General features: G+C 25.5%; 25 protein-coding genes and 1 pseudogene. 10 read left to right on the top strand and 16 right to left on the bottom strand.

The window, feature by feature from the left end; all coding sequences use genetic code 11:
- Positions 1 to 220 precede the first annotated feature (220 nt).
- Positions 221 to 712, bottom strand: coding sequence for a helix-turn-helix domain-containing protein (locus MBCUT_RS04850; protein WP_067259540.1), 492 nt, complete (start codon positions 710 to 712; stop codon positions 221 to 223).
- Positions 713 to 773: 61 nt separating this feature from the next.
- Here MBCUT_RS04850 and MBCUT_RS11880 point away from each other — a divergent pair.
- Together MBCUT_RS11880 and MBCUT_RS10525 are read left to right on the top strand one after the other, a co-directional pair.
- Positions 774 to 1528 (top strand): annotated as a pseudogene (locus tag MBCUT_RS11880) (IS630 family transposase); the annotation flags it as partial.
- Between the two features lie 134 nt (positions 1529 to 1662).
- Entirely contained in the window at positions 1663 to 1854 is a 192-nt protein-coding gene (locus MBCUT_RS10525; RefSeq protein WP_169805396.1) for a transposase, read from the top strand.
- A 628-nt stretch (positions 1855 to 2482) separates the two neighbouring features.
- Here MBCUT_RS10525 and MBCUT_RS04835 read toward each other — a convergent pair.
- Positions 2483 to 2914: a Mov34/MPN/PAD-1 family protein gene (locus MBCUT_RS04835; protein WP_067259535.1), complete on the bottom strand. Its 432-nt coding sequence runs from the start codon at positions 2912 to 2914 to the stop codon at positions 2483 to 2485.
- Positions 2915 to 4155: 1241 nt separating this feature from the next.
- Between MBCUT_RS04835 and MBCUT_RS04830 the strand changes: the two genes are divergently transcribed.
- The gene (locus tag MBCUT_RS04830; RefSeq protein WP_067259533.1) at positions 4156 to 4878 is read left to right on the top strand and encodes a CPBP family intramembrane glutamic endopeptidase; all 723 of its coding nucleotides are present in this window, start codon (positions 4156 to 4158) and stop codon (positions 4876 to 4878) included.
- A 261-nt stretch (positions 4879 to 5139) separates the two neighbouring features.
- Here MBCUT_RS04830 and MBCUT_RS04825 read toward each other — a convergent pair whose 3' ends face one another.
- From MBCUT_RS04825 to MBCUT_RS04800, 6 genes are all read right to left on the bottom strand, one after another.
- Positions 5140 to 5343 (bottom strand): hypothetical protein, encoded by a 204-nt coding sequence (locus MBCUT_RS04825; protein WP_157082483.1) that lies wholly within the window; start codon positions 5341 to 5343, stop codon positions 5140 to 5142.
- A 743-nt stretch (positions 5344 to 6086) separates the two neighbouring features.
- Positions 6087 to 6410, bottom strand: coding sequence for a hypothetical protein (locus MBCUT_RS04820; protein WP_067259528.1), 324 nt, complete (start codon positions 6408 to 6410; stop codon positions 6087 to 6089).
- 416 nt (positions 6411 to 6826) lie between these two features.
- Positions 6827 to 7564, bottom strand: a complete 738-nt coding sequence (locus MBCUT_RS04815) for a tRNA(His) guanylyltransferase Thg1 family protein (protein ID WP_067259526.1) — start codon at positions 7562 to 7564, stop codon at positions 6827 to 6829.
- Between the two features lie 35 nt (positions 7565 to 7599).
- The gene (locus MBCUT_RS04810; protein WP_067259524.1) at positions 7600 to 8364 is read right to left on the bottom strand and encodes an aspartate dehydrogenase; all 765 of its coding nucleotides are present in this window, start codon (positions 8362 to 8364) and stop codon (positions 7600 to 7602) included.
- Positions 8365 to 8758: 394 nt separating this feature from the next.
- Positions 8759 to 9109, bottom strand: coding sequence for a PRC-barrel domain-containing protein (locus MBCUT_RS04805; RefSeq protein ID WP_067259522.1), 351 nt, complete (start codon positions 9107 to 9109; stop codon positions 8759 to 8761).
- A gap of 464 nt (positions 9110 to 9573) precedes the next feature.
- A complete protein-coding gene (locus MBCUT_RS04800; RefSeq protein ID WP_067259520.1) occupies positions 9574 to 10299 on the bottom strand; it encodes a tRNA-binding protein in 726 nt (241 codons plus the stop codon).
- Between the two features lie 649 nt (positions 10300 to 10948).
- On the opposite strand from MBCUT_RS04800, the gene MBCUT_RS04795 reads away from it, so the two are divergent.
- Both MBCUT_RS04795 and MBCUT_RS04790 read left to right on the top strand, forming a co-directional pair.
- Entirely contained in the window at positions 10949 to 11173 is a 225-nt protein-coding gene (locus MBCUT_RS04795) for a PRC-barrel domain-containing protein (RefSeq protein WP_067259518.1), read from the top strand.
- Positions 11174 to 11225: 52 nt separating this feature from the next.
- Complete coding sequence (locus MBCUT_RS04790) at positions 11226 to 11450, top strand: PRC-barrel domain-containing protein (RefSeq protein WP_067259516.1); 225 nt, start codon at positions 11226 to 11228, stop codon at positions 11448 to 11450.
- Positions 11451 to 12176: 726 nt separating this feature from the next.
- Here MBCUT_RS04790 and MBCUT_RS04785 read toward each other — a convergent pair.
- The 3 genes from MBCUT_RS04785 to MBCUT_RS04775 all read right to left on the bottom strand — a co-directional run bounded on the left by MBCUT_RS04785 (position 12177) and on the right by MBCUT_RS04775 (position 15187).
- Positions 12177 to 13589, bottom strand: a complete 1413-nt coding sequence (locus tag MBCUT_RS04785) for a lactaldehyde dehydrogenase (RefSeq protein ID WP_067259513.1) — start codon at positions 13587 to 13589, stop codon at positions 12177 to 12179.
- A 366-nt stretch (positions 13590 to 13955) separates the two neighbouring features.
- On the bottom strand, positions 13956 to 14177 hold the full coding sequence (locus tag MBCUT_RS04780; protein WP_067259511.1) for a class III signal peptide-containing protein: 222 nt from the start codon (positions 14175 to 14177) through the stop codon (positions 13956 to 13958).
- A gap of 80 nt (positions 14178 to 14257) precedes the next feature.
- Complete coding sequence (locus MBCUT_RS04775; RefSeq protein ID WP_067259509.1) at positions 14258 to 15187, bottom strand: type II secretion system F family protein; 930 nt, start codon at positions 15185 to 15187, stop codon at positions 14258 to 14260.
- A 702-nt stretch (positions 15188 to 15889) separates the two neighbouring features.
- Between MBCUT_RS04775 and MBCUT_RS04770 the strand changes: the two genes are divergently transcribed.
- The gene (locus tag MBCUT_RS04770; RefSeq protein ID WP_067259507.1) at positions 15890 to 16780 is read left to right on the top strand and encodes an Rpn family recombination-promoting nuclease/putative transposase; all 891 of its coding nucleotides are present in this window, start codon (positions 15890 to 15892) and stop codon (positions 16778 to 16780) included.
- 386 nt (positions 16781 to 17166) lie between these two features.
- Here the strand turns inward: MBCUT_RS04770 and MBCUT_RS04765 are convergent, their stop codons facing one another.
- Together MBCUT_RS04765 and MBCUT_RS04760 are read right to left on the bottom strand one after the other, a co-directional pair.
- On the bottom strand, positions 17167 to 18195 hold the full coding sequence (locus tag MBCUT_RS04765; RefSeq protein ID WP_067259505.1) for a M24 family metallopeptidase: 1029 nt from the start codon (positions 18193 to 18195) through the stop codon (positions 17167 to 17169).
- 69 nt (positions 18196 to 18264) lie between these two features.
- Entirely contained in the window at positions 18265 to 18729 is a 465-nt protein-coding gene (locus MBCUT_RS04760; RefSeq protein ID WP_067259502.1) for an HIT family protein, read from the bottom strand.
- Positions 18730 to 19358: 629 nt separating this feature from the next.
- Between MBCUT_RS04760 and MBCUT_RS04755 the strand changes: the two genes are divergently transcribed.
- From MBCUT_RS04755 to larE, 4 genes are all read left to right on the top strand, one after another.
- Positions 19359 to 19976, top strand: a complete 618-nt coding sequence (locus MBCUT_RS04755; RefSeq protein ID WP_067259500.1) for a metalloprotease — start codon at positions 19359 to 19361, stop codon at positions 19974 to 19976.
- A 104-nt stretch (positions 19977 to 20080) separates the two neighbouring features.
- Positions 20081 to 21283, top strand: coding sequence for a YcaO-related McrA-glycine thioamidation protein (locus MBCUT_RS04750; RefSeq protein ID WP_067259498.1), 1203 nt, complete (start codon positions 20081 to 20083; stop codon positions 21281 to 21283).
- Positions 21284 to 21417: 134 nt separating this feature from the next.
- Positions 21418 to 22059, top strand: a complete 642-nt coding sequence (locus MBCUT_RS04745; protein ID WP_067259496.1) for a TfuA-related McrA-glycine thioamidation protein — start codon at positions 21418 to 21420, stop codon at positions 22057 to 22059.
- 483 nt (positions 22060 to 22542) lie between these two features.
- Entirely contained in the window at positions 22543 to 23595 is a 1053-nt protein-coding gene (gene larE, locus MBCUT_RS04740) for an ATP-dependent sacrificial sulfur transferase LarE (RefSeq protein WP_067259494.1), read from the top strand.
- Positions 23596 to 23807: 212 nt separating this feature from the next.
- Here the strand turns inward: larE and MBCUT_RS11300 are convergent, their stop codons facing one another.
- From MBCUT_RS11300 to MBCUT_RS11295, 3 genes are all read right to left on the bottom strand, one after another.
- Positions 23808 to 23951: a hypothetical protein gene (locus tag MBCUT_RS11300; protein ID WP_169805395.1), complete on the bottom strand. Its 144-nt coding sequence runs from the start codon at positions 23949 to 23951 to the stop codon at positions 23808 to 23810.
- Positions 23941 to 24063, bottom strand: a complete 123-nt coding sequence (locus MBCUT_RS11715; RefSeq protein ID WP_281177937.1) for a hypothetical protein — start codon at positions 24061 to 24063, stop codon at positions 23941 to 23943. Before MBCUT_RS11715 ends, MBCUT_RS11300 begins: the two co-directional genes overlap by 11 nt.
- Positions 24064 to 24200: 137 nt before the next feature.
- Positions 24201 to 24391, bottom strand: a 191-nt coding sequence (locus MBCUT_RS11295; RefSeq protein ID WP_169805394.1) for a hypothetical protein, incomplete at its 5' end; no start/stop codon positions are given.

The raw sequence follows: 24391 nt of genomic DNA, 5'->3' as shown, positions 1-24391 counted from the left end.
ATTGGTGTAGTGAAAATGTTGCTCTATTAGTTCTTTCATGAAAGCTTAAATCTGGAACACCATTTAATGGTTGAAAACCAATGACATTTACTGATTTGCGTTTGCCTAATGTTTTTATAATGACGTTTTTTTTGTCCCTATTTTATGCCAAGTTTTTCCTGAAAAATGATGATTATCAAAACGAGATGCATAATCAAATCCAATAATATTATTATTTAAATTAACTTTTGAAGTTTTTTTTAAGCTGCTCTTCCGCATATTCAGGCATTTTTGCATAAATCATGTATGGCTTTGTATAAGTGTATTTCAACTTTCTAAGTATTCTTGATATATTTCTATATGAAAATTCTACATCGAATTCATGTTTTATTATATCTGAAGCTATATCATTAGTTAAATTAGGTGTTTTTTCTAATATTTTGTCTAATTTTTCCAAATCTTCTTTTGAAAGTTTTGGTGGTCTTCCACCATCATGTTTTGGATATAAACCTTCTATCCCTTCCAAATTCCACATTTTCAACCATTCATAACTTGTTGAATGTGCAATACCAATATTTTTAGAAGCTTTAGGAACACTAAAACCTTTTAATATATCTGACATGAAAATTAACCTTTCAGTTAAGTCATAATCAACTTTTCGATTTTTAATTTCAGCTAAAATCTCCTTAAGACTCAAATGATCTTTAACTTCAATTTTACTCCTACCTACCATAAAACAATATATTATCATGACAATTTAAAGTTTATGATGATTTTATATAGTATTGAGTTTAATGTATATTATGATAAATAAAGGTTTTAAACTTGGTGAAGATGATAAATGTTTTTTGAATGATTTTGTTAAAAAATCAAAGGAAGAGAAAAGAGCATATGTGCTTTTGTTGCTTGATAAAGGTGTGAAGAGTGTTGTGATTGCTAAAATGTTAGATATTAGTCCTAATACTGTTACAAATATTAAAAAAAGGTATCTTGAAGGTGGTAGGGATCATGCTATTTATGATAAGGCCCGTTCTGGTCAACCAAAGAAATATGATATTGAAAAAGAAACGGAAATAATAGCGTTAGCATGTACTGATCCTCCGGAAGGATATAAAAGGTGGAGTATTAGGCTTTTGGCTGAAACTCTTCGTGAAAAAGAAGGTTTTGAATCAATAACTCGTGAAACTGTCAGAATCATTTTAAAAAAAGCTCAACTAAACCTTGGTTGAAAAAAATGTGGTGTATCGAAAAAATTGATAATGAATATCGAAAAAGAATGTATACAATTTTAAGACTATATTCTGAAGATTATGATCCAAAATATCCCATAATTTGTTTTGATGGAAAACATAAACCTTTAATAAGTGATTTAAGAGTTAAAATCCCAATGCATCCTGGAATATCTGAAAAATATGATTATTCTTATAAAAGAAATAGTACTGCGAATATTTTCGTGGCTGTTGACTTTAATGGAGGTAAAAGAGACATAATGGTTACAGAAAGACGAACTAAAAAAGATTTTGCAATGTATATTATAGTAATGATGGTAATGTTTGTAAATTATTAATATTTTTATTTCTCTTAAAAATTGTTTAAATTGAATTTAAAGATAAAAAATTGAATATTATAATTTTATAAAATGATAAATTTTTCAATAATGACTATAAACATCTAGTAAAAAATGTGTTTCCCAAAGCTAAAAAACTAAGAATAATAATGGACAACTTGAATACTCATACTTACACTTCTATTCTTGAAAATTTTGAATTCAAAGAAGCTGTTGAATTGATTAGTAAAGTTAAATTTTATTATACTCCGAAACATGCCAGTTGGCTTAATATTGCTGAAATTGAAATTAATGTCATGGATATATAATGCACGGGAAGAAGAATAAAAGATAAAAATACATTAATCAAAGAAACTAAAGCTTGGTGTGAAAAAAGAAATAAAAATAAAGTCAAAATAAATTGGAATTTTACTAAAAAAGATGCAGACAAAAAATTATACAAATATTATACAAAATCTTAACAACTCAAAATTAAATTGTCTTGACAATATATACTTAATCATTATTAAATATTTCGTCCACTACCATATTCATTGAACTCTTTCGATTGATGATCAAATTGTGCATAGATTCTTTCTAACTTGAAATAAACAACAGTGCTAATCATCGTTTTAGAACTTTAATCATTAGATAGAATATGGAGATTAATCCTAGTTAAAAAAAGTTTAGTCTAAAGAATTTTCTACACCTTTTAACTCTAAATAAAAAAATTATAGTATTTTTCCAAACTTTTTTGACATGGACAAAATAATAATAGAAAATATTTTTTCCAGTTTGTAAGTATTTATTCATGTTTTTAAAGGTTTTTAGAGCTTTTTTCCAAACTCAATTTTAATGATCGAATGTTAGATAATTCACGAGAAGTATTATAGTCCAAAGAATTTTAGATGAAATAGTCATTCTAAATTAAAAAAAGTTGGATTATGAAATTTTAAGCTATGGAATTATCTGAAAATCAGCAGATTCCCCATAACGATTATAAGACATTATATTCTCTTCTTCATATGGCCTACAAATTATCATATGAAATAGACCCATTCTTGCAAAAGTGAATAAATCTGTCTCAGAGGGCATAGCACTTGGACCAGGGTGAGAATGAACAGAACCCCAATTATGTGTCATTGTTGGAAGCATTCCTGTATTCATAATAGCTCCTTCACCAGACGATTCACCAGGTAAAAAGATCAAACCAAATATATGAAGAATTTCCTTCTCAATTTTACCATCAAAAAGAGCTATGAATTCATTAGGATCTGAACTTTGAGCATACCACAATATAGAATCAATAACTTCTTGATCTATATGAACCTCTTTAAATTTGAAGCTATTGGTGCCAAAAATCTTTAAAAAAAGTTTACTCCAATCCATTATAATCAAATCTCCTAAAACATTGTTATTGATTAAATATTTATTATTCTAATTATTATGAATAATCTCAATTTTCTAATTATTTAATATCATTATTATTTATATTGCCTAATATCATTATTATTTATATTATTTATATTGCCTAATATCATTATTATTTATATTGCCTAATATCATTATTATTTATATTGCCTAATATCATTATTATTTATATTGCCTAATGAGGCTGGGTCACAACATATATTTTTAAATTTTAGCTATTTTAAAGTTCTATGAAAATATTTTAAATTTATCATATCTCTTAATTTTAGTTTTAATTAATAAAACAATGATTATTAAATTAAAATTTTAAATTTAAATAAAAATTAGATTATTAAATCAAATTTGAACAAATCAAATTTTTCTTGAAAATAATCGTGTCCCATCCTCTAATATCATTATTATATTTTTAATAATTAATATGTTACCATTATCTGTAGCTATTTTTGACATACTTTTAATTGATTAAATAATACATATATTTTAGTTAAAGATTAATTAAACAACCATATGTTTCATAATTTTATTGAAACAAATTACTAAATATTTCTTATTGTTTATCTTTTATTCTGATTTGGTTTTGGCATGTTTTTATATACAATACTAGCTAATCCCTATCTATTTTGGAATTGCTACATATTCTAAAACTAATTCATCTAATCGGAAAATATTCTCTGATAATTGGTTCTACCTCAATCACCATCTAAATCAAATGGTAATTTCTCAAAATGAATTCATGATGATTTCTCAAAATGAATTCATATACTTCTCTAAAATTCCCAAGATTATATAAATTAATGATTTGAGAAAATTGATACATAAATTCTTTCAAATAGTTGTTATCTACAAATTCTCCTTTAAAATAATCATATGATATTCAAAGATTACCATTACCCCCCATATGAGGAGTTATTCTCTCTTTTTAAGAAAATCATCTTTTAATTATTTATCAAATATTAGATAATAATTCTTTTTTAACCATTTAACAAAGTCAGATATTTTCTCTTTTTAGCAATCTTCAAGTCAATATATTTATGATACAGTGAATTTAACACTAAATTATGTATTGCTATGTTAAAAAACTCCATTACTGTGATGTTAAAAAAATGTTAAGAAAGTGGAAAAAATGTTAAGTTATCTCAAGAAAATAGGTATATAATTTTAAATAATACTAAGAATAAAAGGTTAAAATAAGTGATTATATGAAAGATATGGACAAAATAGATTTTTTTAAATTTGAAAGAGAAGGGTTAGATTTTCCTTTTTATAGGAATAATCCTAAGTTAAATGTTGGGAAATGGGTTTTATTAGCAATTTCTGTTATAATGCCCATGATATTAATTTTCTCACCCCATACATTCGGAGGTCGTCTTGGAAATTTATCATATTTCTTAATTCCATTTGTTATTTTCGGTATTCTAACTAGTTGGAACTATAATTTAATATGTAAAAAATTTCAAAAAAATGATATTAAGCTAATTATAATTTTATTAGTTACAGATTTTCTATTTACATTTGCTATTGCTATAATTTTAACTTTAGGTTTACATCTTAATATTCATGCAAATCCTGCAATTGGAGAACTAAATTCATTATTATTTTGGATAATATATCCTTTCCAGATTTTTGGTGAAGAGTTAATAAAAATCATACCCTTTTTAATTTTCTTATCTTTATTTTATAAATTTACTAAAAAGAGAAAATTAAGTATAGTGATCTCAACTGGAATTGTTTTATTAATATTTGGACTTCTACATTTTCCCACATACCATAATATAATTTCTATCTTGCTTCTTCAGGGATTAGGTTCAATATTCATCATGTTTGCTTACATAAAAACGAAAAATATCTTTGTATCATTCGTAATACATGTATTATATGATTTAATCACATTTTCAGCAGCTATTACACAGTCAATACATTGAAAACTCCATTATATTCTATTTATTCCATTTCTTTTATATTATTCTTAATAATATGGTTTCTATTAAAACAAGACCGTTTATTACAGCAATAATATAGCATTTTTTTCATTCTATTTATTTATTTAATCAGAAATCTTGTTAGTAAATCGATCAGTGCAAATACTATGATTATTACGAATTAATACAAAATTTTGGCCGTGTCAAATACTTTACTGATTTTGATTTTTTGGTTCTGTGGCTGTTTTATTTTTTTTAGTTTGATTAGATATGGTCATTATTAGATATCATTTCCATTAGTCCGTTGAAAACTTTGTTTTGAAATCTTTCTTCTTCTTTTTTATTTCTGTATTCGTTTTTTAAGTAGATTCTTCCTATTGATCCTTTGATTTCTCTCATTCTTCTTTTAACATGTTTTGGTAGGGTTTTTTGGAAATTAAGTTCTGATATATTTGAAGTTTTTTCCACTCCATCGGCCTTTAAATACAAAAAAGTCGTTAAAATTAGGAATAATACATTTTATTCATTAATTTATTGGTGCATGGATGTAGTGAATCAAAATTGTCCATAATATCTTTAAATTCTGTGTTGATTTCTTTTAGATTGTTATTTAATATCATTTTTTATGATTCTTTGTTTTTGCTCTTCGATGATTTTTTATCAATTTTGACTTATTTCTCCTTCTTTTTTCTTAAAAGAAGTTATAATGCTTTTTAGTCTGTTGTTAATAGCTTTAGGTGTGTATTTTAAGTATAGTTGTCTTTTAAATCAATATTTTTGTGAAGGTTCCTTGTATTTAGGTTCTAAATCTTACAGTTATGTATTTTTTTTTCTGGTAAATATGGTGATATTTCTTATAAAAAATTTGTCTATGTTTTTAGCGGTTTCCTTTTACTATATAAATCGTCGTAAACAACTTTTTTGGAGAGGGTATCGCTTATACAAAAGTAGAAACAATTCCAACATTCCTTGAGCTTTTGACCATAAAACATCAAAATGTATACTTTCCTGAGGAATCAAGAAGTATATTCATTGGGGGTTTTCAGTATGAAAGTATTATATTTTCAATTGTTTGATGAAACACTTAAATACCTATTTCTATTTAAAAAATCAGTAGTGATTCTTAAAGGTGCATGTTACTGGAGCATTATGATCTTTAACAGTGTTAATAAATTCATGAGAATAATTAGAGTTATCTGGAACTATAATCACTAATATATAGACTCAAAAAACTGTGTTTCTCCCGTTAAATGTTTATCTTTTACAAAAATATATCTTGTATTCTTAAAATACTCCGCATCATGAGCTTGAAAAATAATCAAACGACCCTCTACTACTATTTTCAACAACATTTTTAGACCCACAAAAATGGACAAATCAGTATTTTCTCTTGCAAATACTATAAAATTCCTTTTTAACTTTAACTTAATAATTACTAATACGCCATTTAAACAATTTTTAAGCCATTTACGAAATTTATTCGACATAAATACTAATTTTATCAGCAACAACATCCAAATTTCGCTGACAATCATCTAAAACAGATACACCACAAACAATATCTTTATTTAACATAAAAAATAATATATAATAAACAATTATATAAATATTTCAATTTAAACATTAAAACAAAAAATAATAAAAACACACCACCTTAAAATACTAAAAATCAACAACCTAAAAATTAAAACAATCCCTTAAAAGAAGTTAAAAATCAATGAAAATTCAGTGAAAAACATGTGCACATAAAAAATAGGGAAAAAGTAATACTGAAAAATTCAAAAAAAATAAAGAACAAAAAACACTCCAATTTAAATTTGTCCGAATAAAATAACGAATCATACAAAAATCAAAATCAGGAATACAAAAAAATTTCAAATCAGTAAATTATTTGACACTGCCAAAATTTTTAACTTTTATAATCAATTGTCTTCGTGTTTATTAATCATGGTTATTGAATATGATTTTTCTCAAAGAATTCATAGCTGAATATTGGTAGTTCTCTATCCACAAACAAAACATTTCTATGAGAAGTTGTTTTTTCATTTATTTTAGGATTAAATCCATTTATTTCTCTTGTTTTTTTGTAAATAGCTATTCCTCTCTTTTTATATGAAGGGATATCATTTAAATTAATTCCTTTTTCAAAAAGAAGCTGATGAATATCAGATGACTTGAGGTTTTTTAACTTTTCACTTGCTACTTTAGTGGAAAATTCTTTTTTTAGAGTCCATATACCATATCCATTAATACAATTTCTCCAAGATTCATCTTGTCTATGTTTAAAATAAGTATAGATATCATTGTTTGTTATAGGAATAATCCTTGAGTCAAAAGAAATAGGCCTATTTTTCTTTAAACTTAGGTTAAAAAATTTAGTTAAATGTAAAGTTAATGAACTTGCAACAATGCTTGGAAAAACTGAATTTAATTTTTCTATTCTTCCAGAAAAAGGAATTTCAGATAATAATATGTTAATTTCATCTGAAAATGTATAAATAAAAGAAGGAGAGAATTCTTTAAAGAGGTTTCTAGCAGCTTCGACCATACCAGTGGAAAAATTATCATCATATGGTTTTTTAAAGTTTAAACTTTTAGATAAATTACTAAAATTCCTTCCATCTAATCTTAAAATTATTTTAGATCCTTTAGGGACCTTAAGATCATTATAAATTTCATAATCCTTCATTCTACAAACCCGTGATAAATTCCATGATATTTATTCTATGTTCCCATTATAAAATTTTCATTTAAACTCTTTAATAATTTAATAGCTGAAAATGCAGCTAACATACTAGTTTTAGGATTTGTTTCACAAGGTAAATTTTCAGTTCTCGTTTTAAATTGCCCAAAATCTCCCTCAACTATTACTTCATGAACATTTTTATCCACACTTGGATCTATAATTATTTTAACATCCACATCTCTATTACAAGCAATACTTAAAGCCGCAGCTACATTGATATTAGTTGGAAATTTCTTAACTGCTTCAGATGCTTTACCTTCATAAAGAACCTCCTCTTCATTGTTGTCTTTACCAAGAGATCTTGGTGGTTTTCTTGTGGTTAAATTAACTTTTCGTATGTTACCAATAGAAGCCGCTTTAATCCCATCTAATCCAACAATAGCACCAGAAGGAGCAAATATTCTTGAATTATGCTCAGTTGCTACCTCAATCAATTCATTTCTAAGTTTTTTATCCATCAAAGCACCTATACTCATTACAATAATATCTTTACCTTTTTTTAGAATATTTAAAGCAAATTTTTCAACTGATATAGGGGAGGCTGCCTCCAATACTAAATCAACATGATCAACCATATCATCAATATTCAAAACAGCAATACCATCAGATATTCTAGCTAAATTTTCAGCTTTTTTAATATCATGGTCATAGAAATATTTAATGTTTATTCCATTTTCTCTAGCTAAAAAATTATTTACAATTATATTAGCTATTGCTCCACAACCTAAAATTCCAACTATCATAAAATCACATATTATTAAATACTTTAATAAAGTATTTGTTTATTATTAATTAAATATTTTTATTGTAAAAATAAGAAATAATCAAAAATCAAGACTATGTTAATTAAAATTCAGAAATAAATTAAATTTAAAAAAATTAAAAAAATAGCTAATGTAAACTCAATTCATGTATACTTAAAAAAATTAAAAAAATAGGTATGTGAACTCAATTCATGTATACTTAAAAAAATTAAAAAAATAGGTATGTGAACTCAATTCATGTATACTTAAAAAAATTTTAAAACAACGTAGCGAGTAAGAAATTTTAAAAATTAATAACTAAGTTATATAATCTTTTAGTAAAATAATTAGCTATTTATCTCTACCAAAACAAATTATCATTTAATAATAGTATTTATTGTTCTGGATTTGTTGGGGCCTGATTAGAATTTGGTTGTGGAGTCTGGTTTTGAATAACTTGAGGGTCTATCAACATTATATCCCCAATAGCTCTAACCTTATCATAATCCACATTGAGTAAACCTTCTTGAAATGTTCTTATTTCATTTTCTTCAGGAACAAACTGTAAACCCTTTTTAACAATTTCTCTGAATCCAACATTCTTATTTTCAGGTTCTAAAGATCTTACTTGAAGTTTAGAAATTGTTCCTAACCTTATATTAAGAACCACATCTGCAACTCTTCCAACATATTGCCCTGCAACCGTATATATATCTAAATCATAAAGATTTGAAACTTCTACCATTTTTTCACCCTAAATTAAATTCGTGATTGTTAATTTATAATTTATATAATTATTAAATATTGATTACTAAAACCAAATATTAATCCTTGAAATTAAGTAAATCATGAAAATTTATACAATAACTTTATAATTGATAAGTTTATAATTAATAACCTTACAATTTTATTTATATATAATATATTTAATTAATATTATTATTTATAAGTTTCTAATTTTTAATATTTTATTTATTCAAAACGATACTATTAAATTAAATTCATTTAATGATATAATTATGTTTTAATGATAATATAAATAGTTTTGGTTACAAAGACAAATTTATTAAAAATAAACTGAACTAATTAACAAATAATTCTGAAAATTATTTAAAAGAAAAAATATTTAAAAATCGTTTTAAATAAAAAAAAATATTTAAAAATTATTTAAAAGAAAAAATATTTGAAAAAATAACTAATTTAAAAAAATCATTTACTTAAAAAATTTTCAATTAAATTTCGACTTGCATTTAATGCTTCAAGAGGGAATCCTTTGGGAATTTCTCCTAAATCTCCGTCGACTTCTTTTAATACCTCACCTTCAACTCCTAAGAACATGCCAGAACTAGCTATTCCCATAAATGTTTCAGGTGGCAACATTGCAATACCCACACGATCTTCATCTTTAATTTCTAAATCATTAGTAACCACTTTAATAGCTTTTTCTCCAATATTTACATTGCATATCAGTAAATTATCTGCTTCAGGGTGTTTACTAACACTCATTATTTCTCCTACTTTTATATCAATAGATATAATAGGATCATTAATAGGTCCAAAAAGAATTCGCTTTTTCAATCCTAAAACAGTGTCTAAAAAGAACCTTGCTTTAGCAATTGCTTCCTCAGACTTTTCCTTGTCATTTTTGGGGGTTTGCTCAAGGAATAAATGAGCCCAATCATCCCCTCCCAAATATCTTATAACCAAATTAGCTTTTTCTTCTAGATTAACTATTTCTTGAGTCTCAGCTAAATCTTGAGGATCTAAATAAGAGTATAAAAGAGATTGAAAATCACTTTCCATGTCTGTTGCACTTTCAAGTGCCATTTTTTTATTCCATCTTCCTCTAAAACTTCCACCTCTTACAGTTCTAATAAATAAATCAATGGTTTTTTGACCTAATACAAGTCTATAATCTTTAGTTGTGTCCCACATATCCCTTTCTCCTTATTTTCTCCATATGATAAAGTTCTAATCAACTTTAAAGCTATTAATTATTTTTTATCTAATATAATATAAAATAATTAAAGAATCATCCTATAGCACTATTTGTTAAACTGTAATAAATAGTTAGCCATTATTAATCAGAGACTAAAAATTGTAAAATATGATAATAAATGTTAAAAATTGTAAAAAATTAATTCCAGTGAAAATTAATAGATACATAGCTATTTAAAAATTTATCCAATAAAATTATAAATATAAATATTTAAAAGTTATTAATTTTGATATGCAAATGATTACTTGAAATTATATTAATCAAACCTAAATAAATTCCATGATATAATATAGAATATTCTTATTTATTTCGCTTTTTTTAAGATTTAGAGAATAGTTATCAAGTCTGGAGAAAATTTATATAGTTTAAAAAAGTAATGTAATTGTTACAATTCAACAAGTATTCTATTGAAAAACTATCCAAAAAGTTTTTCAAGTGAAAAAATAGTAAAAAACTATCCAAATGGAAAGTATCTTAGAAAAAATATCATGCGAAGAAAAGGATTAAAAATATCTTAACAAAAAAAAGTATCCTATTAGAAAAAATATTTAATTTCATATTTTTCATTAAAAGGAGGTAATTGAAATGAAAATAAGTGATTTAATAGGTAAAGATGTTGTTGATGGGGAAGGTAAATCTGTAGGTACAGTGAATGATGTTGATATAAATACAAGCAACGGTCATATTAATAAAGTAGATATAGTTTTGGAACAAGCATTATTTCCCCATAAGGAAGAAATAGTTAATTTTGATCAAATAAATGATATATCCTATGAAGTACTATTAGATAAGGTAATTGATGTAGGATAACTGCGATCAAAATAAAATAATATTAAATATTAAAAAAAAGGAGGTGGGTTAAATGAGAGTAAACAAAATAGTAGGGATGGACGTTGTTGATAATGAGGGAGAACCTATAGGTAAAGTTAGTGATATTTACATTGATGAACAAGAAGGTTCTGTAAAAGGAATTGGTATAAGTCTAGATCATGATATGTTTTATTATGATGAGGGTTTAGTTACCTTTGATCAGATAGATAACATATCAGATAATGTGATATTAGGCACAAAAATTGTTACTGAATAAGCTCTAAAATAGCTAACAAATCTAAAAAAATAAAAAAATCAATTAAAATCCCATAAACAACTTAAAATAAATTTTATTTTTATTTTTTATATGAATTTAATATAAATCCTTTTTTACATTAAATAAAATTAAGAATGTTTGTAATAAATTGCTTGTTCTTTAATATGAGTAAAATAAAGACATTAAAAAGAAATTTTATAAAGAATAATTAATTTTAAGATGTTATAATTAAAAATAAATGATATTAAGAATTTAATTTATTTTCAAAACTTAAGAACTTTTCCAGAAATACTATAATATGATAAAACAAAAAAAATATATATTACTTCTTACTATATATTACTAATACAAGTAATAATTTTCCAAGGGAAAAAACAAATTCAATGGGAAAAAATAAATTAAAAATTCTATTTCGCCGTAGTAACTATAGTATATTTTAATAATTCCTCCTTGAAAAAATTATTGCTAGTTGTCTAGTAGACTAAATGCGGAAAGGTTCAAAACACGGAAATTTTCTACTCCGAACCTTTTCGTTCTTTATTGAAAAAGAGGAATTAGATATTTCTCCCATATTCTCTCATAATTCCTCATTTTCCTTCTTTCTTATTAATTAATAGAAAAACCTTCTTTTTATCATTCCTTTTAATTAATTTCCTTCTTTTTTAATTAATACAGTCCAATTAATTCCTTTAATCATTCCTTGTTTAAATACTGGAAATAGTTTAATTATTTCAAATTCATAGCAATTAATTTTGTTCGAGTCATGTCATTCATAGCATATTTTACTCCTTCTTTTCCAATACCACTTAGTTTAAACCCACCAAAAGGCATATTATCAGTTCTAAATGTAGATTGTTTGTTTATAAAGATTGATCCCACTTCTATTTCATTCGCACATTTTAACCCATCATGAATATTTTCAGTGAATACTCCCCCTTGAAGTCCGAATTCTGAATTGTTAGCGACAGATATCGCCTCATCTACACCATCGACTCGAATAATAGGAGAAACTGGACCAAATGTTTCATTTACAACAATATTCATATCTTCAGTTATGTTATCAAGAATAGTTGGTTCAAAGAAATTACCATCACGGTTCCCACCAAGAAGTAATTTAGCTCCTTTTTTATATGATTCTACAACAGACTGTTCCACCATTTTAGCAGCATCTTCATCAATTAACGGCCCAATATCTGTTTTAGGATCCATAGGATCTCCAATTTTCAATTTTTTTGTTTCTTTAATAAATAGATCAATGAATTCATCAGCTATAATTTTATCTATAATTATTCTTTTAACTGCCATACAAACTTGACCTGAATAAAGATAAGAACCTAAAACAGCCCCTTTAACAGCTTTTTCTATATTCGCATCTTTTAATACAACTAATGGATCATTTCCACCTAATTCTAAAGTGACTTTTTTCATTCCTGCTCTGTTAGAAATAAGTAACCCTGTAGCAACACTGCCTGTAAAAGATATCTTGTTGACTTCCTCATTTACCACTAACTCATCACCCATCTCTCCACCATAACCTGTAATACAATTAATTACACCATTTGGAAATTCAGCATCAATAATTTCAGCTAGTCGTATTGTAGCTAAAGGTGCCTTAAGAGAAGGTTTTAGTACTGTAGTATTTTTAGCAGCTATTGCAGGAGCTATTTTATGAACAGCTAAATTAACTGGATAATTGAAAGGAGTAACAGCAGCTACCACACCAAGAGGAATTTTTTGAGTAAATGCAAATAATCCTTTTCCCCCAAGTCCCGCATCTAAAGGAACAGACTCCCCATAAATTCGTTTAGATTCCTCTGCAGCAAATTTTAAAGTTTCTACAGATCTTGCCATTTCTACCAAAGAATCTTTAATAGGTTTCCCAGTTTCTTGAGTGATTAATTTCGCTAAAGACTTTTGTTCTTTTTTAAGAGAATCATAAGCATTATACAACCCTTCAGATACTTTCCTAGAAGACATAGCTTGTAATGATTTTTTAGCCTTATTAGCCGCCCTAATAGCTTTTTTAACATCCCCCCTATCACCAACAGGTACAGTATCCAAAATTTCTTTATTATAAGGATTCATAATATTAAAAGTTTCATCTTTTCCCTCAGATACTCCATTAATCAGCATTTTCATTTTTTCAGATCCCCTTATACTTTTTTTACCATATTATTTATTGCATAGCTATTATATAGCTTTTTAATTGTAATACATTTCTAATATTTCCCATACCTAATTTATTCCAATATTTGACATGATTATATTATATAAAACCTAATTCTAAATTCTAATACCCAAATATACTATTATAACCCCAATTCTAAATTCTAATACCCAAATATACTATTATAACCCCAATTCTAAATTCTAATACCCAAATATACTATTATAACCCCAATTCTAAATTCTAATACCCAAATATACTATTATAAACTTACTTCCAATATTTTAATACTTAGTTATTCTATTATAAATTATAGAATAAATAATTTTTTAAACCAATTACACAAATTTCGAAGAAATATTATTAACGGATTTATTCAATTCAGTTAATTCAGTAAATTTCATTTCATCTCCGAGATTTAATAAATAATCTTTATAAAAGTAACTAGCTATTAAAACAATGATAACCATTCCTCCCATAAGAAGTAACATTTCAGCTCCAGCTTGTCCTTTTTCATCTATGGACAATATATTTAATAATTTAATATCACTTAAATTCATAAATTCACTCTCACAAACAATCCCAAAAAATAATTAAAATCATAATCACATACAAAAATAATATTTATAATGACTTAAATCTAAAAACTCAAAAAAGCTGAACCAAAGTTACTTATTAAGTAAAATATTGAATAAGCACATAAGGTCAAAGGGATAGAAAATTTAATTCCCTTTTTTAAGTCACCATACATTATTAAGCCAATTATGAAACCTGCAAGTATTGAATGAATAATTATATAAGATCCTGCAGCTATTTTTGCAGTTTCTATTAGTTCACTACCTTTACCTAATTCTTCCATGAACGCGGAGTATATTCCAACCATGCCAAGAGCAAAGGGGGCCGCGATAATAGCTGAAATTATTAAAAACATGATCGCCATCATGACACTTGATCGTCGTTCTCTTTTAATCGCATTAACTGATCTTAAATCTTCAGATACATTGTCAATTATATCGGCTAATCCCCCTCCACTTTTTCTGGCTTCTAAAATTATTTTAAATGTTCTTTCTAAATTTTTTGATTTAAGTCTTTCTAACATAGCAATTATAGTTTCATCAAAATCTCTACCTATCCTGATTTCAATCACAGTGCGTCTAAGTTCGTCATATAATGGGCCTGAACCATATTTTGATAATTCATCCATTGCATTTTCAAAGCTTAAACCTACCCTTAGCATAGCTGATAGCTGTCTTAAAAAGTCAGGACTAGCTTTTTCAATCATTTCTCTTCTTTTTTCAGCTTTAATGAATATGTAAGAAGCTAGAACCCCTGGAGGAATAGCTATTGAAGCAAGAATAGCTATAATCAAATCAAAGGAAAATAGTATTGAGAGAAATATTGTTATAACTAGTAATATAAAAATTAACAATACAACATTTGCTAAAAGCTGTGGAGCTATTGTAAATATCCCACTGGATAGTAATATTTCCTGAAATCTAATTAAATATTTTTCAGGAATCTTATTTTCAATTAATTTTGATAACAAATAAACTAAATCATTTAAAAACATATGAACCACATTAAAGACATTTATTTATAATTCTAATTTTTTAAAATCAATAAAAAGTTATCTATAACTTATTAACAAGTTAAAAATCTATAAATATCTTATATTGATATAATTATAAATATAAAGAATAGTATTAAAAAACTAATTAATAAGTATTACTTTTATTAAAAATCAATATTATAATCAATTAAAAAACTTTAAAAGAATTGATATTTTTGTTTTCTAGTGATTAAATTGTTTTTATTTAATAATATCTCATGTACTAGAATAATTAGAAGAATAAAAATAAAATAATCAATAAATAGAAAAATAATAATAACAATAACAATTATAGTATATTACCAAAGTTTTGCAACAGATAACATAATTTGAATATATTCCAATATTCTCTATAGATTCTTTAAATCTCATTTAATGGGTTTTTTAAGAGTTTTTTACAGAAATTTTTAAAAATGAGCATATGCTGCAATTTTTGAGTAATATACTATATGGAATTTAGATAATAAATATAAGAATCACTTCCATTAAAATTTTAAAAACTTGATTTTTAACACTCAATTGTGATGGATATTTCTATTTTCATGCTAAGTTTATAATATTGATTGTTAATTTTTAAGTTACTTCAATTTAATGATTTAAAATCAGTATTGCTCTTGGTATTACTGTTATATTTATATATTATGGGTGTTAATAGCTATTTTTATGAGAGAATTGGATCCTTTGAATGATTTTGCTGTTTTAAAGTGTATGGGTGAAAACGGTGATGAGGAGCAGTTATTATCCTTTATAAATGCAATACTTGAAAATAGAAACAAAATAATAACTGAAAATGGAATAAAAAACATTTCAGTGGATGAAATATTAGATAATATAGAAATTAATGAGAATACTAAGTTATCTGCAGAAAAACTGAAAGATAAGTATTGTATACTTGATATAAGATCGAAAACATCTAATAAAGAGATAATTATAGAAGCACAAAGACAGAATACTGGTGAGATGATAAAAAGATCACTTTTCTATGCATGTAATATCTACAGACGCCTCATAAAAGAAGGACAAAACTACCAAAAACTACCAGAAGTAATAGCTATCAACCTAATAGACTACAAAATGAAAAATAATGACAAAGTACACACATTCTATCGATTGATAGACATACCATCAATAAAAACCTGTACTCCTAAGTTTTTAGAAGGCATAGAAATACACTTCATAAACATGCAAAACTTTAAAAAGTTAAAGAACAAAAATATTAACAACTTTTTACACCAGTGGTTAATATACTTCGATAAAAACACAAAACCCAAATTATTAGAAAAGGTGATGAAAATGAACAAAACCATAGAAAAAGCACAAAAAAAACTAGACCTCATATCCATGAGTGATGAAGACTACAGAATGTATGAAATGCGAGAAATGGCACAGTACGACGAAATAACCCTCAAATACACAGCAACACAAAAAGGAATAGAAATAGGAAAAGAAAAAGCAAGTATTGAATATGCTAAAAAATTAAAAGAAACAGGCATGTCAATAGAACAAATAAGTAAAATAATAGACCTGCCAATTGAAAAAATTGAAAAACTATAAATCTTCCATTAAAATATAAAAAATTAATGATTATGATATGTTGCTTAAAATTTGAAACACATGATAGATAAATAACAGTCACCAAAATTCAGTGATTACTATAATACTATTAATGTAATAACTAATGAAAAAATCGTTAACAAAAATAATTAAAAATGAAATCAATTAAGAAATCCAAACAACAAAAATAATTAAAAATGAAATCAATTAAGAAATCCAAACAACAAAAATAATTAAAAATGAAATCAATTAAGAAATCCAAACAACAAAAATAATTAAAAATGAAATCAATTAAGAAATCCAAACAACAAAAATAATTAATGATGAAGATAATTAACAAAAGCAATTAAAAAGAATAATTAATAACAAAGCTAAATTAGTAAAAATCAGATAGAATAAGGGAGATTTCCAATAATTTCTGCTTTATTTTTACCAACAATGATTGTATCTTCGATTCTAACTCCAAAATTCCCTTCTAAGTATATTCCTGGCTCTATTGTTATAACCATATTTTTTTCTAAAATAGTTTCATCTTTCTTTGAAATAGAAGGGATTTCATGAATATCTAAACCTAAACTATGGCCTGTAGAGTGGATAAAATTTTTTTCATAACCATATTCAGAAATTATGGATCTAGCTATTTTATCTATTTCACAAGATTTTATTCCAGCTTTAACTGATTTAATAGCTTTATTATGAGCTTCAAAAACTATATCAAAAATTTCTTCTTGTTTTTCACTATAAACAAAAGTTCTAGTTGTATCAGAACAATACCCCTCTGCTTTACATCCCCAATCCATTAAAATTGGGGTTTGGAGTTTCTTGTTTTGAGTTCTAGCATGAGGTAAGCTAGAGTTAGTTCCAGTAGCTATTATAGTTTCAAAAGATTCCTTTTCAGCCCCATTTTTCCTAAGAAGATAGCCTAATTCATAAGCCAACTCCCATTCAGTAAAACCATCTTCTCGCTTTTTCATTGGATTTAATTCTTTAAAGGATTTATGAGAAATTCCTGCTGCTTTTTCTAATTTTGTAATTTCATCCTTTGACTTAATCATTCGTTCTTTCTCTAGAAAATCTTCAATATTTAAATCCCAGTTCCCCTCAATTTTTCTAAATAAGCTTATAGATATAGAGCTTTCAATAGCTATTTTTTTAAAATTATCTTTTTCAAATAATTTTTTTAATTCATTAAATGATTTGAATTCTTCTACTGGGATTTCAGATGTTTTCTCAGCTAATTCTTTATCCATAGAAGAAGTTAATATAATTGGATCATCTTTCAAAAGACAAATTGCAAAACTTGTAGGAGCATAATTAGAAATATATCTTATGTTGTTAAATTGAGTTAAAATCATACAATCATAATTTTTGTCATGAATTTTCTCTAGAATGGATTTAAGTTTCTTTTCATTCAATTAAACACTTCCTATCTTTTCTATTACTCAATTCATTCTTTAAGAACAAATCATAGAATTAATTAAAGTTTATTCGCAATCAATAGCTAATCTTTCCCTTAAAATCACAAGCATCTTCGTTTGGATATTTTTAGGAATTTTTTCTGTTATTGGCCTAGGAATATAACCAAAATCAGGATCTTCAAATTTTAATCCTTCAAAGAAAACTGGATTCTCATATCTAGGATGAATATGCCAATGTATTTGTGGTTTTGGATTACTTTTTCTAAAACTCGCGTTTTTAAAGCAACTCCAGTTGAATAAATCTGGGTTAAATACATCAATAATAGCTTCCTCAATATTTTTAACCAAATCAGTGAACTCACACCATTCTTCAGTGTTTAGATCCCTTAAATTAGGGCAATCCCTTTTTAACTTTAGAACACATGTTCCTAAGTATCTTTGACTTGGAGCTAAAAATAATTCCCAGTACCTGCTAGTTATTATAAGTTCTCCATAAAGTTCATGCTCTTTTGCAAATTCACATGATTTCATATTATCTCCAAAATATTCAATTACTATCTTTATACTATTTTAGTTGTCCTATTTATTATAATTATTCTAGTTTTTATAATGCTTATCATTATCCTTTTTAAGATATTCTAAGAAGATTGTCCTCAATATTTCATCCATATTATATCCATATTAAATTCTATTGATTATTAAGGTGATTATTTTTAAAATATTATAATATTATAATTAATAATTAAAAAGGATAATTATAATTATTAAAAAATTAAAATTTCATGAAATATGTGATTAATTATGTATTTAAAATATTATAATTAACAATTAAAAAGGATAATTATAATTATTAAAAAATTAAAATTTCATGAAATATGTGATTAATTATGTATTTTAAAATATTATAATTAACAATTAAAAAGGATATGAATTATAAATTATTAAAAAATTAAAATTTCATGAAATATGTGATTAATTATGTATTTAAAATATTATAATTAACAATTAAAAAGGATATGAATTATAAATTATTAAAAAATTAAAATTTCATGAAAAAATAATTAATTATTTAATAGAATATTATTAATTAAATAAGAAAGTAATTATCATGATTAATATCATTGAAAATATTTATTAACCTTAATAATATATCTTAAAGTATGTTTAAATTTACTTCCAATGAAATAAAAGATCTATTTATTGCATTTTTTGTTATCTCAGTTGCATTTTCTATACTTTATTCCAGACCAAATTACGATCAAATTCTTTATCTATTACCTATGATTATGGTTGGTGTTGGTTTAGGATTTATACTTCATGAAATAGCTCATAAATTTGTAGCTATGCATTATGGATATTGGGCAGAGTTTAAAAATTGGCTCCCTGGACTATTTATTGCTTTAATAAGCCCTATTTTTGGATTTATATTTGCTGCTCCAGGAGCTGTTCATATATATGGAGAATATATGACTGATAGAGAAAATGGGATAATTTCTTTAAGTGGACCATTGACAAATATAGCATTGGGTTTGTTATTTTTTGTTTTATTTATTATAACATCTATCAGTATAAATATGGGGATTATAACAGACCCACTTATAGAACAAATATTAACTATAACTTTCACTTTAGGATTTGCTATCAATAGCTGGTTAGCTCTATTTAATTTGATACCTTTTAGTGTCCTTGATGGAGCCAAGATAATTAGATGGAATCCACTTATATGGTTAGGGACTGCGGCTGTTGCGGGATTTATGGTTTATATTTCATTATTCTAGAAAATTAAATTTTTATTACCCTACAAAATGTTCCTATAACTAATCTGAGTAAACGAGTAAAAGTATTTTTAGAAATAATATAAACTAAGAATAATGTGAGTAAAATGTTTTCAGATATTCCTATTAATTATTTTTCATGTACTCATCGAAGCATTGATCCTCTTAAAACAATAGCTAACTATGAACATAAACTTAAAATAGCTGGAATAACACGTATCACTGAAATAACTCATTTAGACCGTGTTGGGATTCCAGTTTTTTCAGCTATTCGTCCAACTGCACAAGATGGAGGAGTGAGTATTTATGCAGGTAAAGGAGCTACAAGGAACCAAGCAAAGGCTTCTGCTATGATGGAAGGCTTTGAAAGATATTCTGCTGAAAAACAGCCTATTGATGATAAAAATTCGATAATAGCTACTGTGAATGAACTTGAAAATTCAATTCATCCTGAGAGTTTAATTTTACCAAATGAGACTAAAAATTTAGACTTTGATTCTAAAAAAATCCAATGGACAACAGCTATTGATATAACAGACAAAGAAGAATATTATGTTCCTTCAAATGCAATCTTTCACCCATATGTACCAACAGATTCAGTAGCAATATTTAAAGGAAATAGTAATGGATTAGCTTCAGGAAATGTTTTAGAAGAATCTGTTCTTCATGGAATGTTAGAAGTGATTGAAAGAGATGCTTGGAGTATTTTTGAATTAAGTAAAAAAAACAAAAAGCAGATTGAAATAGCTAGTATCAAAAATCCTATAATAAATAGTATTTTAGAAAAATTTAGGGAAGAATCTATAGAAATAAAATTACTGGATTTAACAGCAGATGTGAAAATACCAACAATGTTGGCTAGTGCAGATGATACTCGTTTAAAAGATCCTGCTCTTTTAACTATAGGAGTTGGAACTCATCTTAATCCAGAAATAGCTATTATGAGAGCTTTAACAGAGGTAGCTCAAAGTAGAGCTACACAAATTCATGGAACAAGAGAAGACACTTCAAGAGCTGTTTTTATGAGAAAAGCAGGTTATGAACGCATGAAAAAGATAAATAAGGAATATTTTATAGAAGAAGAAGATAAGATCAACTTAACAGATATTGAAGATAACAGCACAAACTCTTTAAAACATGACATTGAAATAACAGTTAATGAATTGAGAAATAATTCCTTCGATAAAATTCTTTTTACAAATTTAACACGAGAAGAAATTGGAGTAAATGTCATTAGAATGATTATTCCTGGAACTGAAACTTATACCGTGGATTCAGAAAGAATAGGGAATCGCTGGATGAAGTTTTAGAAAATTTTAAATATACCACTCAAAAATAGATAAATAAAATTAACTACACCAAACAAATAAAAAAAAAAAAAAAAAAAAAAAATGAAAGTGATAAAAATAATAATAATAATAATACAAATGTCAAGTGTGTGTAAATGAAAAATGAAAAAAAGATAATAATATTTACTGGGCTTTCTATATCTCATGAAGAAGCTTCAAAAATATTAGATGCCGATTATAGAGATCCAGTTAGAAGAGAAGATATTCTAAAAGCTATCGAAGATTCACCAGATGTTATAGGAATAATTGATGGGGTGTTTCATCAGTATCCTGCTGTAGGACATAAAGAAATCATTAAAGCTATTGAAAAAGGAATAATCGTGATTGGTGGTGGAAGTATGGGTGCTCTTAGAGCTTCTGAATTAGATAATTTAGGAATGATTGGAATCGGATATGTCTATGAAGAATATGCTAAAGGGAATATTGACTCTGATGATGATGTAGCTGTTGTTTTTGATCCAAGTACCAAAGAAGCATTATCTGAAGCCTTGGTTAATGTGAATTACAAATTAAAAGAAGCTGTTAAAAAAGGAATATTAAATATTAATGAAAAAAATGAACTTGAAGTCATTGCTAAATCAATCTATTACCCTAATAGAACATATACCAGAATATTAAAAGAATCCAATCTTGATGATAGCAAAAAAGACAAATTAAGAGATTTTCTTGTTAACACAATGAATATTAAAAAACAAGACTCAATAGCTCTTTTACAATATATTAAAAATTTAAAATAACTATCTCCATTATTTAACATTAATTACAAACTTTATCAAAAATTGTAATCCTTATTAGAGATTATAAACTTTATAAGAACTTATAAAATCTATTAAAGATCACAAACTTTATAAGAACTTATAAAATCTATTAAAGATTATAATATTTATCATAACTTATAAAATCTATTAAAAATCACAAACTTTATAAGAACTTATAAAATTTATTAAAAATCACAAACTTTATAAGAACTTATAAAATTTATTAAAAATCACAAACTTTATAAGAACTTATAAAATTTATTAAAGATTATAATATTTATCATAAATTATAAACATTATCATATTATAAACATTATCAGAAATTTAATAAACTTACATCTACTATACCAGATATCAGATTAATATATGGATAAAATAACAATAAAATCATATTAAAAACAGAAAAATCAGCTGAACTCTTAATAATATTAATTAATTTCAATTCTATTTTATGGTGAAAAAATGAATATTGATGAAAAAATTGAAAAAGCAGAAAAAGTTATTGAAGGGAAAGATATAGCCATCGCTTTTTCAGGAGGGGCTGATAGTACAATGGTAGCATACTTAGCAAAGAAAGTAGCAAAGAATCTTTTAGCTATTACTTTTGATAATGAAATAATGCCAACTAATTTTATAGCTAATGCTCAAAAAATAGCAGAAAACATTGATATTCCTCATGAAATAATAAGTAAAGACATTTTGGAACTTGAAACTTTTACAAAAAATAATGAAAACCGTTGCTTTGTCTGTAGAAATGTTATGTATTCAAATATAAAAAAAATAGCTAATGATAATGGATTTGAAATTATAGTAGATGGAACAAACATCACAGATCTTCTCGAAGATCGTCCAGGAATAATAGTGAATTATGAAAATAATATTCTAAGTCCTTTGGTCCAAGGAGGAATTGAGAAAGAGGAAGTTCTAGAATATCTAAATAATCACAATATTGAATATTCTGAAGCTACAACATGTTTAGCTACTAGAATTAAAAATACAGATGAAATAACTTCTAAAAAAATCAATAGAGTGAGATATGCTGAAAATTTAATAAAAAATATTACAAAAAGTGAAAATGTTAGGGTTAGAGATATTTCAAATACTGCTCAAATTGAAGTAAACAACATTGATGCTCTACTTAATAAAAATACTCTTAACCTCATAGAAAATGAATTAAAAGCTGTTAATTTTGAGAAAGTCACCTTAGATATTGGACATAATACTTCTGAAAAGAAAGAACTTGTAATCTATAAGCCTTGTAAAGATGAAGCAAACAAAATAATGTTTGAAAATGAACTTGCATATACTGTAGATATAAAAAAAACATGCACAGAACTTGAAAAGATAGGAAAAGTAAAATGTTCAGAAAGTATGGGAGTAGCTATGTTGAATATTGATGATAGAAATGTAACTATCTTTAAAAACGGAAAAATCGTGGCTCGTAAAGTAAAAAATAAAGAAGACGCTCAAGATATCCTAATCAAAGTTTTACCTTCAATAAGAAGGGATATTTAATATTCAAAAGATAATGTGTAATAATTATGATATTATCTTATTATACTGTTTTACTTAAAAATTGTCACATATTCAATACTTTAGGATTTTTTATAAAACTCATGCAAAATATTTAAAAATTAATAATATATTAAGTAAAATGTAAAAAAATAAGAGAAAAATGGAAGAGAAAAAAATAAATTCTTCCAAAAAAAATATTTGATCATTCTTTTCTAGAAAAACAATTCCAAATGTTGATTAGCGAAACTAAGACAATAGCTATTATTGGCATTCCTGTTTTTTTCATAAGATATTGCTGCTAGATTTTTACTTGTTTTATTGTTATCATTAAGTATTGTTGATATTCTAGGTTTCAAGTTCAACTAAGACTGAATTAAGAATATATTTTGAATCATCAGATGAAACTGTGATGATGTATTTTGCCATTTGTGAATTTAGTTTTTCATGTATTATATTTTCTAATACCATTCATTAATCATCGTGATTCTCTTTAACCATTTATATCTGTGAAAGTTTCACTTTTTTCAGCATTAAATGCTGTATTTGTAGATTTTGAATAATTGATTCCTAGAGTGAAATTATTTTTTATTCTTTATTTTCTTCTTTTAAGCTTTTCTGTATACTGTTATTCTGAGTTTAGCTATTTTGTTGTGTGCTAGGTTTTTGACTATTGTTTTTAGTATTTTTGATTTTTTGTTGTAGCTGTATTTGATGTTTTTTGTTTTTTGTATTTTGTAGAGTTTGTATTTTTTGAGTATTTTTTTGAGTGATATTTTGAGGGTTTTTGATCCTGTGG

Source organism: Methanobrevibacter cuticularis (assembly GCF_001639285.1).
GTDB classification, from domain to species: Archaea; Methanobacteriota; Methanobacteria; order Methanobacteriales; family Methanobacteriaceae; genus Methanobaculum; species Methanobaculum cuticulare.
This window is presented reverse-complemented; position numbering and strand designations above follow the sequence as displayed.

Bases quoted from the DNA above. Each gene is read 5' to 3' on its own strand.
- MBCUT_RS04850 (WP_067259540.1), bottom strand. From the start codon at position 712: ATGGTAGGTAGGAGTAAAATTGAAGTTAAAGATCATTTGAGTCTTAAG.
- MBCUT_RS04835 (WP_067259535.1), bottom strand. From the start codon at position 2,914: ATGGATTGGAGTAAACTTTTTTTAAAGATTTTTGGCACCAATAGCTTC.
- MBCUT_RS04830 (WP_067259533.1), top strand. From the start codon at position 4,156: ATGAAAGATATGGACAAAATAGATTTTTTTAAATTTGAAAGAGAAGGG.
- MBCUT_RS04820 (WP_067259528.1), bottom strand. From the start codon at position 6,410: ATGATTGTCAGCGAAATTTGGATGTTGTTGCTGATAAAATTAGTATTT.
- MBCUT_RS04815 (WP_067259526.1), bottom strand. From the start codon at position 7,564: ATGAAGGATTATGAAATTTATAATGATCTTAAGGTCCCTAAAGGATCT.
- MBCUT_RS04810 (WP_067259524.1), bottom strand. From the start codon at position 8,364: ATGATAGTTGGAATTTTAGGTTGTGGAGCAATAGCTAATATAATTGTA.
- MBCUT_RS04805 (WP_067259522.1), bottom strand. From the start codon at position 9,109: ATGGTAGAAGTTTCAAATCTTTATGATTTAGATATATATACGGTTGCA.
- MBCUT_RS04800 (WP_067259520.1), bottom strand. From the start codon at position 10,299: ATGTGGGACACAACTAAAGATTATAGACTTGTATTAGGTCAAAAAACC.
- MBCUT_RS04795 (WP_067259518.1), top strand. From the start codon at position 10,949: ATGAAAATAAGTGATTTAATAGGTAAAGATGTTGTTGATGGGGAAGGT.
- MBCUT_RS04790 (WP_067259516.1), top strand. From the start codon at position 11,226: ATGAGAGTAAACAAAATAGTAGGGATGGACGTTGTTGATAATGAGGGA.
- MBCUT_RS04785 (WP_067259513.1), bottom strand. From the start codon at position 13,589: ATGAAAATGCTGATTAATGGAGTATCTGAGGGAAAAGATGAAACTTTT.
- MBCUT_RS04780 (WP_067259511.1), bottom strand. From the start codon at position 14,177: ATGAATTTAAGTGATATTAAATTATTAAATATATTGTCCATAGATGAA.
- MBCUT_RS04775 (WP_067259509.1), bottom strand. From the start codon at position 15,187: ATGTTTTTAAATGATTTAGTTTATTTGTTATCAAAATTAATTGAAAAT.
- MBCUT_RS04770 (WP_067259507.1), top strand. From the start codon at position 15,890: ATGAGAGAATTGGATCCTTTGAATGATTTTGCTGTTTTAAAGTGTATG.
- MBCUT_RS04760 (WP_067259502.1), bottom strand. From the start codon at position 18,729: ATGAAATCATGTGAATTTGCAAAAGAGCATGAACTTTATGGAGAACTT.
- MBCUT_RS04755 (WP_067259500.1), top strand. From the start codon at position 19,359: ATGTTTAAATTTACTTCCAATGAAATAAAAGATCTATTTATTGCATTT.
- MBCUT_RS04750 (WP_067259498.1), top strand. From the start codon at position 20,081: ATGTTTTCAGATATTCCTATTAATTATTTTTCATGTACTCATCGAAGC.
- MBCUT_RS04745 (WP_067259496.1), top strand. From the start codon at position 21,418: ATGAAAAATGAAAAAAAGATAATAATATTTACTGGGCTTTCTATATCT.
- larE (WP_067259494.1), top strand. From the start codon at position 22,543: ATGAATATTGATGAAAAAATTGAAAAAGCAGAAAAAGTTATTGAAGGG.
- MBCUT_RS11715 (WP_281177937.1), bottom strand. From the start codon at position 24,063: ATGGTATTAGAAAATATAATACATGAAAAACTAAATTCACAAATGGCA.